We start from the raw sequence: 15,056 nt of genomic DNA on the forward strand, positions 1-15,056 counted from the left end.
TGAAAGCGACCTTTATGCAAAGCGTAACGGAACGAAAAAAGATATGCCCGAATGCGGAGGAGGAAGGCATGCATGACTGGAAAGCGAGGAGATATCTTTTTAAAGCGACCTTTATGCAAAGCATAACGGAGCGCAAAAAGATACTCCGAGCGTGGAGCGTTCACAGCATCGCCTCCCTGCGCTTGCGGTACTGGACCGGCGTCATGCCGTAGATCTCGCTGAACTTGCGGTAGAAGAAGGAGATGCTCGAATACCCGATCTCGCCCACAATCTGCTCGATCGGCAGGTCGGAATGCTGAAGCAGCAGCGTGGCCTTGCTGATTTTCTGCAGCTGGAGGAGCTCCTTGAAGGACTTCCCGGTTCCCTGCTTGAGCAGGGCGGTCAGGTAATTCGGGTGAAAATTGAAGTGCGCGGCCATCTGCGTCAAGGTGCAGTCCCGGTAGTGGTCCTCGATGTATTTGAGAAAATCAATCAGCGAATGCGCCGGCTTGTCCTCTTTGTCCCCCTTGACCTTCAAAAGTTGTTCATTCAGCCGGATCATCTCGGTGAACAGGATGACAAGATAGGAGTCGATGATCTGCTGCGAATACGCCTTGCGGTCATAGTACTCGCACATGATCTGCTCCATGACATGCGGAATGCGTTCGTCCCGGGAATCGGCTTGGAACAGAAGATACCGGTTACGCCTGCGGCTGTCCACCAGGGAGTCCACGAGGAACGAAGAGATAATGCTCTGGTGGGAGAGCCGGCTCAAAAACGCGGGGGACAAGTAGTCCATCCGCAGGATGATGTTGATGACAATATCCGTCGGCTTGGTCTCCAGCACCCGGTGGGGAACCTCCTTGTCGACGAAGATGAACGATCCCTTGCCGAGCGGGATCTCTTTGTGCTGGATCTGGACCGTGCAGCTGCCCTCGTAGACATAGGTCAGCTCCAGATAATTATGAATGTGAAGCGGGATGTAGCTCTCATAAGGCTGCTGGGAAATGGCAATACTGCCTTCGACCAGCTCGCTAGCGACATCCACGGCGGAATAGAAATGATAGGCTTCCATGCCGTCGATCATCGTGTAGTCAGGCTGGAATTTGTCACGGACGGTCGTCCAGTCGCTGGTCTGGTTGCGCCGGCGGAGGAGGGCTTCAAGTTCGCTCAGATTCATGGGGTCTCTCCTGGGATGTTAGTCTCTTGTGCATCCTTCTGAACCGATTATAACATCTTTGATTCGAGCAAGAAATCCCTTCGCTTTTGAGATTATTAGATATGAAACCGTTTGCTATTATAAGGCTTATACAAACCAAGCCGTATCGAAACCAGGGAACAACAGGCTGCAGGGCAGGATAGGAGGAAGTCGCTTATGGCAGCAGGACATCAAGCCGATCAACTTCAAGCAATCAACCTCCGGTGCGATTACCGGAAAAATCCAATCGGGACGGGAGAGAAGCGGCCGCGCTTCAGCTGGCAGCTCATCTCGGAAGACAGAGGCACCATCCAGACGGCTTTCCGGGTACAAGTGGGCAGGGAAAGCGGTGATTTCGGAGAGCCCTTCTGGGATTCGGGCAAAATCCCGTCAGAGGATTCGCTTCATGTGAAGTATGAGGGGCCCCAGCTGGCATCGCGTACGCGGTATTACTACCGCGTCAAGGTCTGGGACCAGGCGGGGAATGAATCCGCATGGAGCGAGCCGGCCTGGTGGGAGACCGGCCTGCTCGATGAATCCGAGTGGAAGGCGCAGTGGATCACGCCGCACCCGGACGCGATTGATCCGCGGACCGAGGCCGTGTTTCTCCTTCGCAAGCGGATCCACGTCCGGCCGGGGCTGCAGCGGGCTGTCGCCTATGCATCGACCCTCGGCTTATACGAGCTCTACGTAAACGGGGAGCGGGCAGGGGACGCGGAGCTGACACCGGGATGGACGAGCTATCACCACCGGATTCAGTACCAGGCCTACGACGTGACCGGGCATCTTCAGGAAGGCGGCGGCGGCATAGGCATCCTGCTGGCGGACGGCTGGTACAAGGGCGGCATGGGCGATGCCCATAACCGGTTCCGGTACGGCGAGCGCCGGGCGGCCTTTCTGCAGCTCCATCTCCGCTATAAGGATGGGAGCGAAGAGGCGGTCGTGACCGATGCGAGCTGGCTGGCATCCACAGGCCCGATCCTCAGCTCCAGTCTGTACGACGGGGAAGTGTATGACGCCCGTCTGGAGCGGAGCGGCTGGAGCTGCGCCTCTGCGGAGGAGCTAGGCTGGCACCCGGTCACTGCAATTGAACCGCCCGCGGCGCAGCTGATCGCCCAGGAGAATGAGCCGGTGCGCGTCACGCAGGTGATCCGCCCGGTGCGTTCCTTCCTCACACCGGCGGGGGCCGCCGTGCTGGACATGGGCCAGAACATGGTGGGCCGCATCCGACTGAAGCCGGATGTGCCGGCGGGCACGGTCATCACTCTGCGGCATGCGGAGGTGCTGGATCGGGACGGCGAGGTCTACTTCGGCAACCTGCGGACCGCGAAGCAGACCGTGGTCTACACCGCCAAGGGGGAGCCCGGCGAGACGTACGCGCCGCATTTTAGCTTCCAAGGCTTCCGCTATGTGCAGGTGGAAGGGCTGCCGATCCGGGAGAACGGTCCCGAATCGCACTCAGGCCCGCTGCCGCTCGATTGCTTCGCCGGTGAGGTGATGCACACCGATATGGAGCCTGCCGGCTCGTTCGAATGCTCTCATGAGGGGATCAATCAGCTGCAGCGCAACATCGTCTGGGGGCAGCGCGGCAACTTCGTCGATGTCCCGACGGACTGCCCCCAGCGCGATGAGCGGCTTGGCTGGACGGCCGACGCGCAGGTGTTCATGCGCACCGCGCTGTTCAACTACAACGGCGGCCCGTTCTTCACGAAGTGGCTCCGCGACCTGAAAGCGGACCAGCTGCCGGACGGCGGCGTACCGTTCGTCGTACCGGACACGAAGGTCGGCTCCTCCTCGGCGGGCTGGGGTGATGCCGCGGTGATCTGCCCGTGGATCTTTTACCAGGTGTATGGGGACCGGCAGCTGCTGGAGGAGCAGTATGACAGCATGAAGGGGTGGGTCGGGTACATCCGGGCGCAGGGACCCAGCGAATACGCCTGGACCACCGGCTTCCACTTCGGAGACTGGCTGGCGCTCGACGCCAAGGAGAACAGCTTCACCGGCGCCACGCCGAAGGAGCTGATCGCGACCGCCTATTACGCCTACTCCACCCGCCTGCTGAGAGACGCGGCCGCCGTGCTGGGCCGTACGGAGGATGTACGGGAGTACACTGAGCTCTATGAGAAGGTGGTCGCTCAGTTCCGAGGGGAGTATGTGACGCCGTTCGGGCGGATTGCTTCGCCTACGCAGACCGCGCATGTGCTTGCACTGGCCTTCGACCTCGTGGAAGCGCCGATGAAAGCCCGCATCGCCCAGAGTCTGAACGAGCTCATTGCCGAGCATAACGGACACCTGTCGACCGGCTTCATCGGCACGCCGCTCCTCTGCTTCGCCCTCTCGGATCACGGGTACCACGACACGGCGCTGAAGCTGCTGCTGCAGGAAGACTACCCGGGCTGGCTGTACGCCGTATCCCGAGGGGCGACCACGATCTGGGAGCACTGGGACGGCATCAAGGCGGACGGCTCGTTCTGGAGCGATCATATGAACTCGTTCAACCACTACGCCTATGGCTCCATCGGCGATTGGCTGTACCGTAGGGTGGCGGGCATCGATCTCGACCCGGCGGCTCCGGCTTACAAGCGGATCCGCATCGCCCCCGGCATCGGCGGCCGCCGGCTGACCTCGGCCCGTGCCTCGCACGAGTCGATGTACGGAATGATCACGTGCTCCTGGCAGGTGGTGAACCGCGAGGAGGTCCATGTGACGCTAAGGATTCCGGCCAACACGACGGCCTCCGTCATACTGCCCGGCTGTACGCTCGCCGGGCTGGCCGAAAGCGGCTTACCGGCTGCCTCGGCCGACGGACTTTCCTCCTTCGAAGAGGGGGCGGACAGCCTGGCCTTCGAGGCGGGCTCGGGCGAATACCGCTTCGTATACCGGGCTCCGGCGCTGTTCGCGAATCGGTTTACCGTGGAGAACAAGGTCAGAGAGCTTCAGGACGATCCGGAGGTCAAGGAAGTGCTGGAGCGGCATCTGCCCGAACTCCTCGCTCCGCCGCTGATGTACTTTGCCAAGAATTGGACGCTGCAGCAGCTGGCGGACGATCCGCAGCTCCCGGTTACAGACGAGCGGATCGCCGCTTTATTACAGGAACTTCAGGAGGCGTAGACAACCATGAATGCTAAACACGAAGCAGCCCCGGGCACCGCGAGTGGAGCCGAAGGCGCATACGTCAAGATTTCATTGAAAGAGAAGCTGGGCTACGCGCTCGGGGACTTCTCCACGAACATCATCTGGACGGCGATCTCCACGTTCCTCGCTTTCTTCTACACCGATGTGGCGGGCATCTCCGCCGCAGCGGTAGGCACGATCCTGTTCGTCACCCGGTTCCTGGACGGGGTGGCGGACCTTGGGGTCGGCGTGCTCGTCGACAAAACCAAGAGCAGGCACGGCAAGGCCAGACCCTGGCTGCTGTGGATGGGGATTCCGTTCGGCCTGTCCGTCATGCTGCTGTTCACAGCGCCGGATCTCGGTCCGACCGGTTCGATCATCTATGCCTTCGTCACGTATCTGATCGTGAATCTGCTCTACTCGGCGATTAACATTCCTTACGGCGTGCTGAACTCTCTGATGACCCAGGAGCCGTATGAGCGCTCGCTGATCAATATTTTCCGCATGGTGCTGGCGATCAGCGGCGGCGTGATGATCAGCGTAGCGACCATGCCGGTCGTCCAGATGTTCGGCGGCGGCAGGCAGGGATGGATCATCACGTTCGTCATCATCGGACTCATCGCACCATTCCTGTATCTCATTACATTCAAAACGACGAAGGAGCGGGTCAGACCGACGGTCGTGCAGAAGGAAGTGCCGCTGAAGCGCGGCGTGGCCGCTCTCTTCCGCAACAAGTACTGGCTGCTCATAGTTGGTTACTCCGCCCTGATCTTTATCGCGCAGGGGCTCGGCAGCGCCCTGAATATTTATTACGCGCAGTATGTGCTGAAGAACGCCGGCCTCGTCGGCCTTCTGGCTCTCGCTTCCCTGCTGCCGATCGTCGTGGGCATCATCCTCAGCGCCCCGCTCGTCAAGAAGTTCGGCAAGCGCAATACGTCGCTGATCGGTCTGGCGGTCTCCCTCATCGGCGCCCTGCTGCTCTTCGTCGACCCGACGAATCTGCAGCTCGTGCTCGCCAGCATCGTGATCAAGAATCTGGGCCTCGCCCCGTCGGTCGCCATCGGCAATGCGCTGTTCGCCGATACGGTCGAGTACGGGGAGTGGAAGACCGGCATCCGGACGGAAGGGCTCATCTTCAGCGGCGGTTCTCTGGCCTCCAAAATCGGCAGCGGCCTCGGCGGCGCGGTCGTCGGCTGGGCGCTGGCGTGGGGCGGTTATGTGAGCAAGCTGGAAGTACAGCCGGATTCGGCGGTCACCGCAATCAAGATCCTGTTCATGTACGTGCCGATCGCGATTCTGGCCGTGCAGATCCTGCTCATGCTGCTGTATAAGCTGGATCAGAAGTACCCGCAGATTGTGGAAGACCTCAAGGCTATTGCTTCCGAGAGGGACCGGGAAGCGGGACGAAACTAACCTGTCGTAGTTGCAATATTTTACAATAATTGGAATTTGGTGATAGCATATGAGCAAAAAAGCGGTCATATTCGATCTCGACGGCGTCATCGTCTCGACGGACGAATACCATTATCGGGCATGGAAGCAGCTGTGCGAGGAGGAGGGGATTCCCTTCTCCCGGGAGATCAACGAGCGTCTGCGCGGAGTGAGCCGGATGGAGAGCCTGGACCTCATTCTGAAGGGGGAGGCCCAGGTCTACTCGCCGGAAGCGAAGGAGGAGCTGGCCGCCCGCAAGAACCGGTACTACGTCCAGCTGCTGCAGCTGCTTACCCCTGCGGATATTTTGCCGGGCGTCACCGCGCTGCTTCAGGAGCTGAAGGATCGGGGAGTGGGCTGCGCGATCGGCTCGTCAAGCAAGAATACGCCGTTCATTCTGGAGAAAATCGGGCTTGGCGGTTTCTTCGATGCCGTGGCGGACGGCAATCAGATCCGGCGAAGCAAGCCGGACCCCGAGGTGTTCCTGCTCGCAGCGGAGAAGCTGGGGCTCAGGGCGGAGCAGTGCGTGGTGGTGGAAGACGCGGAGGCTGGGATTGAGGCAGCCCTGGCGGCCGGCATGAAAGCGGCTGCGGTGAGCGCTGCTGCGCATTATCCGGGGGCACACGTCAGGGGGGCGGACCTTCGGGAGATCGGTGTGGGGCAGCTTCTGCAGGACTGACGGTTGAATGAGCCGCATTTCCCATTTTTGACAATGACAGAGAGGGTGCAAAGCGATGAAGGAGCTGCAGACACGGCTGCAGGCGAAGCCGTTTTACTTGAACGAGGAACAGATCCGCTGGGTGGAGGCCACGCTATCGGGCATGACGATGGAGGAGAAGATCGGGCAGCTGTTCTGCCTGATCGGCTATACGAGCAATGAGGGATACCTGAAGAATCTCGCACAGAACGTGAAGATCGGCGGCCTGATGTGCCGGCAGATGCCTGCAGCCGAGGTGATCGACACCGTGCGCATCCTGCAGGAGAACGCGCAGATCCCGCTCTTGATCTCGGCGAACCTGGAGAGCGGGGGCAGCGGCATTGCCAAGGAGGGCACCGTGTTCGGCTCCCCTCTGCAGGTAGCGGCCACGGACGATGACGGGATGGCTTACCGGCTCGGCGTCGTCTGCGGACGGGAAGGGGCGGCCGTCGGTGCGAATTGGGCGTTCTCCCCGATCGTCGACATTGACTACAACTTCCGCAATCCGATTACGAATACGCGCACGTTCGGCTCCGATCCGGAGCGCGTCCGCCGGATGGGCGTGCAGTTCGTGAAGGGACTGCAGGAGAACGGCGTGGCGGCGTCCATCAAGCACTTCCCGGGCGACGGGCTCGACGAACGCGACCAGCACCTTGTGACCACGGTGAACGATATGGACTGCGAAGCGTGGGATGCCACCTACGGCGCCGTCTTCCGCGACTGCATCGAAGCGGGGGCGATGTCGGTGATGATCGGCCACATCATGCAGCCGGCCTATTCCCGAAAGCTCAGCCCGGGTATCCGGGACGAGGATATTCTGCCGGCCTCGCTCTCCTACGAGATTACCACGAAGCTGCTGAAGGAGGAGCTCGGATTTAACGGTCTCGTGATCACAGACTCCACCACGATGGCCGGGATGGTCATTCCGATGCCGCGCTCCCAGTCCGTACCGCGGACCATTGCCGCCGGCTGCGATATGTTCCTGTTCACGCGCAACTTCGAGGAGGACTACGGTTATATGAAGCAGGGCGTTGCGGACGGGATCATCACCGAGGAGCGCCTGAACGACGCCGTGACCAAGATCCTGGCGATGAAGGCGGCGCTGCACCTCCCGCAGAAGAAGGCGGAAGGAACGATCGTGCCGAGTCCGGAGCGCGCCGGAGAAATTCTCGGAGCGGAGGAGCACCGGCAGTGGGCAGACGCATGCGCCGACCGGTCGGTTACGCTGGTGAAGGAAGAGGCGGGGGTTCTGCCGATCTCGCCGGCGAAGTACAGGAAGGTGCTGCTCTACGGCATCGAAACCACGGGAGGCTTCTTCGAAGCGAAGGAGTCAGCAGCCGGTATCATCAAGGCGAAGCTGGAGAAGGAAGGCTTCACGGTCGATCTCTTCAACCCGAACCGGGGCATGGAAGGGATGATGGTTCCTTACAGCGAGGTCAAGGACAACTATGACCTCATCCTGTATATCGTGAACCTGGCCACGAAGAGCAACCAGACCGTGGTCCGGATCGAGTGGGCTTTCCCGATGGGAGCCAACGTGCCGATCTACATGAGCTCCGTGCCGACGGTCTTCGTCTCGGTCGAGAATCCGTACCATCTGCTCGACGTCCCGCGTGTCCGTACTTACATCAATACGTACAACTCGGCGGAGCATACGCTGGATGCCCTGATCGACAAGCTGACCGGCCGTTCCGGCTTCCACGGCAAGAGCCCGGTGGACCCGTTCTGCGGCAAGTGGGATGCCCGGTTGTCGTAAGCCGGTGATAAGAGCCGGTTGTTGGATGTGAATAAGTCAGCCTGTGAAAGGAATGAGGATATGATCAGACAATCGTTTATCATTACCGATCAAGACGGCTTTCATGCACGGTCTGCCAATGATCTGGTATATACGGCGAACCGGTTCCTGGACTGCGCCCTGTTTGCGGAGCATGGCGGGAAGAGAGTCACGCTGCATTCCATCCTCGGCGTACTCTCGTTAAGCGTCCGGCCGGGAGATGAGCTCCTCCTGTCAGCCGATGGCGGTCATGAGGCCGAGGCGATGGAAGCCCTGCAGGGCGTGATGATCCGCGAGCGGATCGGTCGATCGAATGAAGAGTAAGGAGCTGAACCCTGTGCGCCAGTATGATAAGAAGCTGTTGACCCTGTTGAAGGAACGCGTAACCATCCGTACAACGGAGCATCTAACCTATATGGAGAAAAAGATCCCGGACAGCGAAGGCGCCGGGGAGCTGGATCCCCGCGTCCTGCAGCTGATGATGGAGGGAGCGGCGAAGAGCGGAGGGGGCGCTGCGGGATTCCCGGATCTCTCCGAGGTGAGGCCCGAGACGTTCCCGATCGGTGCGATTCGGGCAGGAATGGGATTTCCGAATAAGGACCTCACCGAAACGAAGGTGAGTGTGGAGCTTCTGAAGATCGAAGGAGAGGGGGGCGAGATTCCGATCCGCATCTACAGACCGGCGGTGACCGGCCTACTGCCTGCCGTCGTCTTCTTCCACGGCGGCGGCTTCATCGGCGGCTCGCCGGATGTCGTGGAGAATCCGTGCCGGAGTCTCGCGGAGAAAGCGGGCGCACTCGTCGTGAACGTCGATTACCGGCTGGCTCCCGAGCATCCGTTCCCGGCCGGAGTGCTGGACTGCTATGACGCCGTGCAGTGGGTCTACCGCCATGCGGACGAGCTTGGGGTCGACCCGAGTCGTATCGCTGTAGCCGGGGACAGCGCAGGCGGCAACCTGGCCGCCGGCTGCGCCCAGATGGACCGGGATTCAGGAAGCGGAATGATCCGGATGCAGGCGCTGATCTATCCGGTGCTCCTCATTGGAGAGTCGGCAGCATATCCCTGGAGGCTGGAGGAATACGAAATCCACAGGCATCAGGAGTATATACTCCCTGGCCTGGAAGCGCTGCGGGGCGCGGGGCAGCTGTTCCAGGCCCTGTATCTGCAGGGGCACGATCCGGCGAATCCGCTGGTCTCCCCACTGCTGCAGGAGTCGGTGGAGAAGCTGCCGGAGACCCTGATCGTCACGGCGGAGTACGATATGCTTCGCCTGGAGGGAGAAGCGTATGCCGGGCGTCTGGCAGAAGCCGGCGTGAGAACCAGGCTGATCCGCTACAAGGGAATGGATCATGCCTTCCTGGACAAGTACGGGATTTATCCGCAGGCCGAGGACTGCATCGACGAGATCGCATCGATGATGGGCCGGCTGTCCTCATCCTTATAAGAAAAACGGAGCCCTGAAGATCCCAAGGCTCCGTTTTTTTTGCTGCTTATACGAATGGAGGAATTATTCCACCGTCACGTTATCGACATAGATGGCGCTGGTGCCGCTGCTGCCGGAAGCCGCCGTGAACTGGACGCCGATCTCACGCACATCGGACAGATTGGCGAGTCCGGCCAGCGAGAGGCTGAGCGTTGTGCCCGTCGCGGGGACCGTCACGGCTCCGCCGTCATACCACTGGTAGGTGCTGCCGGTTTTGATGAACAGCTTGGCCGTAAGGGTGCCGGTTCCCCAGGAAGCTCTGCTGACGGATGCCTTCAGCGTCGACTTGGACGACAGGTTCTGTGCTGTGGCACGGCTGAGCGTGTAATTCTTGACCGCTGCGCCGAGATTCACATCCGCTTTGAGGGAAGAGCTGCCGCTCGCTTTCCACTCGGTCGTGGTCCAGGGTCCGCCGGTGACGTTGGTGCCCGTCCAGGACTCGGTCGAGCCTTCGAAGTTGTACAGCGTAGTGGCTGTTCCCGGGGTAGTCGTTCCGCCCTCGGTGATCGAGCTCAGCGTGATCTCTCCACGGTTCACGATCCAGGAGTCATTGAACAGGGCGGAAGCGTTCTGGTTGCGATGCGGCGCCCAATTATCGTTCCAGGCAAAGAAATACACCGTCTTGGGGAACTTGGTCTTGATGGCGTTCAGCCACTTGGTGTAATCGAATGTGCCGAACGTATCCGGCCCGATCTCGGTGAAGGCGAAAGGTTTGCCCAGGGCGACCAATTCATCGTAACCGGTTACAGCAGTTTCCGGATTATCGTCATACGCGTCCAGACCCACAATATCCACGTAGCTGCCGCCAGGATAATACGCGGTGCGGTTGTCTCTGCTGAAGTCCGGCGCATAGATCCAGATCAGATTGTGCAGGCCCTTGGTGTTCGTGAAGTAGTTGTACATATCGATCCACGCCGCCTTAAAGGCCGCCGCGTCCTGGTTGCCCCACCAGAACCAGTCGCCGTTCATCTCATGGAAGGGGCGCCACAGCACCGTTACCCCTGCATCCTGCAGGTCTTTCAGGCCGGCGGCCGTCTTATCCAGGTAGGATCTCCAGCGCTGGCCGGTCACGGTACTCGGGTTGGTGAGATCGCTGAAATTCGTCAGCTTCGTGTTCAGGTTGCCGCCCGTCGAATAGCCGGGACTCGGATAGTGAACGTTGACCGTGATCAGTCCGCCGCTCGTCGAATAGGATTTCAGCGTGGAATTGCAGGTATAGTCAATGAGCGCAGTCGGATCTGAAGCTGAAGCCCAGCCTGCGCCGTAGTCGCAGCCGAAGATGCCGGGATACTGTCCTGCAGCCGTTTTTAATTCTTCGAGCTGGGTAGTCGAGAAGCCGTTGTTGCTGTATCCGCCGAAGAAGCCGGACACCACCTTGTTATCCGTGCGGTTCGGCAGGTGGGTAAGCCAGTTGTAGGTGTCCTTGGTTTTCTGGGAGGCGGAAGTGTCCACCGGAGCAGCCGTGTGGGCATAGGCGGCAGGCATACCGCTGACGAGCAGGGATGCCAGAGTGAAGAGCATCAGTGTTTTTTTCATGAATCGGATCTCCTCTACAAGTGGTTTATAAAGCGCTTGCAAAATGGGTAAAGACGGGTTCGGCCGCACTCCTTTCTCTTGGGAATCGATCGCCAACAGGGACAGGGAGAAAGCATAGTGGTGGTTTAGTTTGGTTTGTTAGCGTGAATTTATCATATAGGGGTTTGAGAAGAAATGTCAACTCATTTTTTGAATGCGTTTTCTATGCCGTAATCCTTTGATATTAAGGGGATTATTGCATGTCGGGTACTTGTCTTCTATTGAAAAAGGGGGTTGCTCAGGACGATTTGTTATATATGTTATTGTTATATGTGCCGTTAGCTCTGTGCCTTGAACAAAACGAATATTGGATAATAGAAGACAAGAAATGCTTACTGAGTGCATTTTATCGGGGGACGAACCGGACTATAATCAATTCATGCAAGCGATATCAAACGGAAGCTGGGAGGTCAACGCAAACAAGTTTTACACACAGATCCCGGGGGAGGCCCTCGCAGAAGCAACAAAGCACCATGCTTTACCGCACCTAAAGTAAGCGCATTCCTGAAACAAGAGAAAGAGTGAAAACCATTCGGATCGGAGGGGGCTGCGGCCTATGAATGTGAGCTACAACACACAAAGAACCATCATCCTGGTCAGTTTTTTAACCGTACCGCTGCTGCTGCTTCTTACGTTTTCGTATTATCCGCTGCTCAGCTTGTTCTATTACAGTTTCCTGGAATGGGACGGGCTGACCGAGAAGGCGTTCGTGGGCTTCCAGAACTATCGCGAGATCTTCGGGAATGCGGAATACTTCGGCGTGCTGAAGAATAATGCCTATTACTTTATCGGCGGTCTGCTGCAGACGGGGCTGGCTCTTTATTTTGCCGTACTGCTCAACAGCAAGCTCAAGGGGCGCAACGGCTTCCGCGTCATCCTGTTCCTGCCTTACATCATGCACAGCGTGGCGATCGTGTTCATGTTCCAGGCGCTGTACAACAACCAGTACGGGACGCTCAATGCTTTCCTGGATCTCGTCGGACTCTCCGGCTGGAAGCAGAATTGGCTCGGTGACCCATCGATTGTCAACTTCTCGCTTGCGTTCGTATCCATGTGGAAGTACATGGGGCTGAGCATGGTCATCTTCCTCGGCACCCTGCAGTCGATACCGCAGGATATCTATGAGGCCGCCCGGATTGACGGCGCTTCCTCGACGCAGCAGTTCCTGCATGTTACGCTGCCGAGCATCCGCAAGGTCATGGAGCTCCTGCTGCTGCTTACGCTTACCGGTGCTTTGGAAGCGTTTGAAATTCCGTATATCATGATGCTCGGTGCCAACAATACCGAAACGTTCATCATCAAGACCGTCGACGTGGCGTTCAAATTCCAGCAGGTCGGCCTCGGCTCCGCACTTGCCGTCGTGATGCTCTTGATCGTTCTGGTGTTCGTCGGGCTGCAGCGCCTGCTGCTGAAAGGGGGAGACGAGTAAATGAGAGAGCAGTCGGTCTTTGTCCGGACGATTCAATATCTGTCTTTGTTCATCGGGGTGTTCGTCGTATTATTCCCGCCCTACACGGTGTTTATCACTTCGCTGAAGACGAAGCAGGAATACCTGCAGAACCGGTTTGCGCTTCCCGCCAACTGGCTGCACTGGGAGAACTATGAGTTCATTTTCACCAAAACCAAAATTCTGACGACGGCGTTCCCGAATACGCTGTACATCATCGGGCTGTCGGTCGCAGGCAATATCATCCTCGGAACCATGGTCGCTTATGCGCTGGGGCGCTTCGATTTCAAGCTCAAGAAAGTCATCATCGGCATGTATCTGCTGGCTTCCGTTACACCTCTGGTGACTACGCAGGTGGCAACCTACGGGCTGATGAACTCACTCGGGCTCATCAACAACATCCATGCGCCGATCCTGCTGTACCTGGGGGCGGACGTCATCTCGATCATCATCTACCTGCAGTTTATCCGCAATATCTCATACTCGCTGGATGAGAGCGCGATGCTCGAAGGGGCTTCCCTCTTCCGGATCTACTGGAACATTATCTTCCCGCTGCTGATGCCGGCGACGGTTACGGTCATGATCCTGCGGACGATCTATATCTATAACGATTTCTACATTCCGTTCCTGTATATGACGAAGACGAACCTGCAGGTGGTGTCCACTTCGATCTTCCAATTCGTCGGGCCCAATGCGGCCAGCTGGAACTACATTGCAGCCATGATTATCGTCATTTTCATTCCGGCGATCATCCTGTTCCTCTTCCTGCAGAAGTTTATTTATGCGGGGGTCACCAGCGGTTCGGTTAAGGAATAAAGGGGCTGGCGCATCTGAATTGTTATTATTGTTATAAATATATTTCTTGATTAGTGTGTATTTCAGGACAATTTTTGATAACAGAATACAATGAAATTTGCGCCTGACCTTTATACAATAAGGTTGTAAGCGATAACAAACATTTTTCATACGAAAAGGGGATACTACACATGAAAAAAATGTTCGGTACGATGCTGGCCGTTGCCCTTGCTTCCTCCGCTCTGGCAGGCTGCGGAGGCGATTCCGAGCCTTCGAAGGATGCGGCTCCTGCAGGAGAACAGGGAGGCAGCACGGAAGTCCAAGGGAAGATCACCTTCGTGACCCAGCGTACGGACCTCGTTAATGACGGCACCTTCGACAAGTATGAAGAAGCCTTCAAGAAGAAATATCCGAAGGTCGAGGACATCGAATTCGAAGGGATTACGAACTACGAATCGGATATGCGCGTCCGGCTGTCCGCTAACAATGTCGGGGACGTCATGCTCATCCCGACGAACATCGCCAACAAGGACCTCGGCAAATTCTTCGCTCCGGTGAACGGGCTGGCCGACAGCCTCGGCGATCTGTACTTCAAGGATTACAAGGCCGATAACGGCCAAATCTACGGGATCGTGTCGGGCGTCTCAACGGAAGGGATCATGTACAACAAGAAGGCGTTCGAGAAAGCGGGCATCACTTCCATCCCGAAGACGCTTGATGAATTCTACGCCGCCTGCGAGAAATTGAAAGCGTCCGGCATGGTGCCGATCTACATCAACAACGGGGCGCAGTGGCCGATGAAGGAGTGGGGCGAGGTGCTCGTCCAGTTCTCGAGCGGCGATGCCAAATACCTCGACAAGATGATCGAGACCGACGAGCCTTTCAAGGTGGACAACGCGTTCGGCAAGGGCTTCACGATCGTCAGAACGCTGAAGGAAAAAGGCTACGTGGAGAAGGATCTGTACTCGAATGTCTGGGAAGCATCCAAGGGCGAAGTCGCAGGCGGCAAGGCCGGCATGTACTTCCTCGGGAACTGGGTCATCAACCAGGTCATCGGCGCAGGCGCGGCCAAGGAAGATATCGGATTCTTCCCGTTCCCTTACGATAACAGCGGCAAGCTGAACGCTCCTCTCAGCGCCGACTACTTCTACGGCATCGACGTCAACACCAAGAACAAGCCGCTCGCCGAGGCTTGGGTGAAGTTCATGGTGGAAGAAGCGGGGTATGTGGAAGCCTCCGGTTTCATTCCGCCGCAGAAATCCAAAACGCCGGCCCTTGAGCAGCTTAAGGAATTCCAGTCCTACAAGCCGAACTTCATCGAGAACGTACCGACTTCCTCGAAGTGGAACGATATCGGCAACAGAGCGAAGATTGACTTCTTCGGCGGCAAGTACATCCAGGACATTCTGGAAGCCAAAGACCTGAAGGAGGAGCTCGACGAGCTGAATGCGAAGTGGAAGGAAGCCAGAGCTTCGGTAAAATAACGTCTGGAATCATTCGACATAACATCAAAGCTGATTCAGGTCCCCCGGATGGCGCTTGCTGCCATCCGGGCGGGCTTAT

Annotated in this window: 11 protein-coding genes; 9 read left to right on the forward strand and 2 right to left on the reverse strand. The window is 58.0% G+C overall.

The window, feature by feature from the left end; all coding sequences use genetic code 11:
* Positions 1-160: 160 nt before the first annotated feature.
* Positions 161-1,159: an AraC family transcriptional regulator gene (locus tag PM3016_RS11985; protein WP_014369653.1), complete on the reverse strand. Its 999-nt coding sequence runs from the start codon at positions 1,157-1,159 to the stop codon at positions 161-163.
* A 195-nt stretch (positions 1,160-1,354) separates the two neighbouring features.
* Here PM3016_RS11985 and PM3016_RS11990 point away from each other — a divergent pair, with 195 nt between their 5' ends.
* The 6 genes from PM3016_RS11990 to PM3016_RS12015 are packed head-to-tail and all read left to right on the forward strand — an operon-like array spanning position 1,355 to position 9,637.
* A complete protein-coding gene (locus PM3016_RS11990; protein ID WP_014369654.1) occupies positions 1,355-4,288 on the forward strand; it encodes an alpha-L-rhamnosidase in 2,934 nt (977 codons plus the stop codon).
* 6 nt (positions 4,289-4,294) lie between these two features.
* The gene (locus PM3016_RS11995; protein WP_014369655.1) at positions 4,295-5,704 is read left to right on the forward strand and encodes an MFS transporter; all 1,410 of its coding nucleotides are present in this window, start codon (positions 4,295-4,297) and stop codon (positions 5,702-5,704) included.
* 49 nt (positions 5,705-5,753) lie between these two features.
* Positions 5,754-6,401: a beta-phosphoglucomutase gene (gene pgmB / locus PM3016_RS12000; protein WP_014369656.1), complete on the forward strand. Its 648-nt coding sequence runs from the start codon at positions 5,754-5,756 to the stop codon at positions 6,399-6,401.
* 55 nt (positions 6,402-6,456) lie between these two features.
* Complete coding sequence (locus PM3016_RS12005) at positions 6,457-8,175, forward strand: glycoside hydrolase family 3 protein (protein WP_013915833.1); 1,719 nt, start codon at positions 6,457-6,459, stop codon at positions 8,173-8,175.
* A gap of 60 nt (positions 8,176-8,235) precedes the next feature.
* Entirely contained in the window at positions 8,236-8,517 is a 282-nt protein-coding gene (locus tag PM3016_RS12010) for an HPr family phosphocarrier protein (RefSeq protein ID WP_013915834.1), read from the forward strand.
* A 13-nt stretch (positions 8,518-8,530) separates the two neighbouring features.
* On the forward strand, positions 8,531-9,637 hold the full coding sequence (locus tag PM3016_RS12015) for an alpha/beta hydrolase (RefSeq protein WP_014369657.1): 1,107 nt from the start codon (positions 8,531-8,533) through the stop codon (positions 9,635-9,637).
* A 63-nt stretch (positions 9,638-9,700) separates the two neighbouring features.
* Here PM3016_RS12015 and PM3016_RS12020 read toward each other — a convergent pair whose 3' ends face one another.
* Positions 9,701-11,212, reverse strand: coding sequence for a glycosyl hydrolase (locus PM3016_RS12020; protein ID WP_014369658.1), 1,512 nt, complete (start codon positions 11,210-11,212; stop codon positions 9,701-9,703).
* 595 nt (positions 11,213-11,807) lie between these two features.
* On the opposite strand from PM3016_RS12020, the gene PM3016_RS12025 reads away from it, so the two are divergent.
* The 3 genes from PM3016_RS12025 to PM3016_RS12035 all read left to right on the forward strand — a co-directional run bounded on the left by PM3016_RS12025 (position 11,808) and on the right by PM3016_RS12035 (position 14,977).
* On the forward strand, positions 11,808-12,680 hold the full coding sequence (locus PM3016_RS12025; RefSeq protein ID WP_013915837.1) for a carbohydrate ABC transporter permease: 873 nt from the start codon (positions 11,808-11,810) through the stop codon (positions 12,678-12,680).
* The gene (locus PM3016_RS12030; RefSeq protein WP_013915838.1) at positions 12,681-13,514 is read left to right on the forward strand and encodes a carbohydrate ABC transporter permease; all 834 of its coding nucleotides are present in this window, start codon (positions 12,681-12,683) and stop codon (positions 13,512-13,514) included.
* A gap of 170 nt (positions 13,515-13,684) precedes the next feature.
* Positions 13,685-14,977, forward strand: coding sequence for an ABC transporter substrate-binding protein (locus PM3016_RS12035; protein ID WP_014369659.1), 1,293 nt, complete (start codon positions 13,685-13,687; stop codon positions 14,975-14,977).
* The last annotated feature ends 79 nt before the right edge of the window (positions 14,978-15,056 follow it).

This window comes from Paenibacillus mucilaginosus 3016, assembly GCF_000250655.1.
Lineage (GTDB): Bacteria > Bacillota > Bacilli > Paenibacillales > NBRC-103111 > Paenibacillus_G > Paenibacillus_G mucilaginosus.

What these genes read in the sequence shown, in the direction of transcription:
- PM3016_RS11985 (WP_014369653.1), bottom strand. Translation starts at nt 1,159, where the DNA reads ATGAATCTGAGCGAACTTGAAGCCCTCCTCCGCCGGCGCAACCAGACC.
- PM3016_RS11990 (WP_014369654.1), top strand. Translation starts at nt 1,355, where the DNA reads ATGGCAGCAGGACATCAAGCCGATCAACTTCAAGCAATCAACCTCCGG.
- PM3016_RS11995 (WP_014369655.1), top strand. Translation starts at nt 4,295, where the DNA reads ATGAATGCTAAACACGAAGCAGCCCCGGGCACCGCGAGTGGAGCCGAA.
- pgmB (WP_014369656.1), top strand. Translation starts at nt 5,754, where the DNA reads ATGAGCAAAAAAGCGGTCATATTCGATCTCGACGGCGTCATCGTCTCG.
- PM3016_RS12005 (WP_013915833.1), top strand. Translation starts at nt 6,457, where the DNA reads ATGAAGGAGCTGCAGACACGGCTGCAGGCGAAGCCGTTTTACTTGAAC.
- PM3016_RS12010 (WP_013915834.1), top strand. Translation starts at nt 8,236, where the DNA reads ATGATCAGACAATCGTTTATCATTACCGATCAAGACGGCTTTCATGCA.
- PM3016_RS12020 (WP_014369658.1), bottom strand. Translation starts at nt 11,212, where the DNA reads ATGAAAAAAACACTGATGCTCTTCACTCTGGCATCCCTGCTCGTCAGC.
- PM3016_RS12025 (WP_013915837.1), top strand. Translation starts at nt 11,808, where the DNA reads ATGAATGTGAGCTACAACACACAAAGAACCATCATCCTGGTCAGTTTT.
- PM3016_RS12030 (WP_013915838.1), top strand. Translation starts at nt 12,681, where the DNA reads ATGAGAGAGCAGTCGGTCTTTGTCCGGACGATTCAATATCTGTCTTTG.
- PM3016_RS12035 (WP_014369659.1), top strand. Translation starts at nt 13,685, where the DNA reads ATGAAAAAAATGTTCGGTACGATGCTGGCCGTTGCCCTTGCTTCCTCC.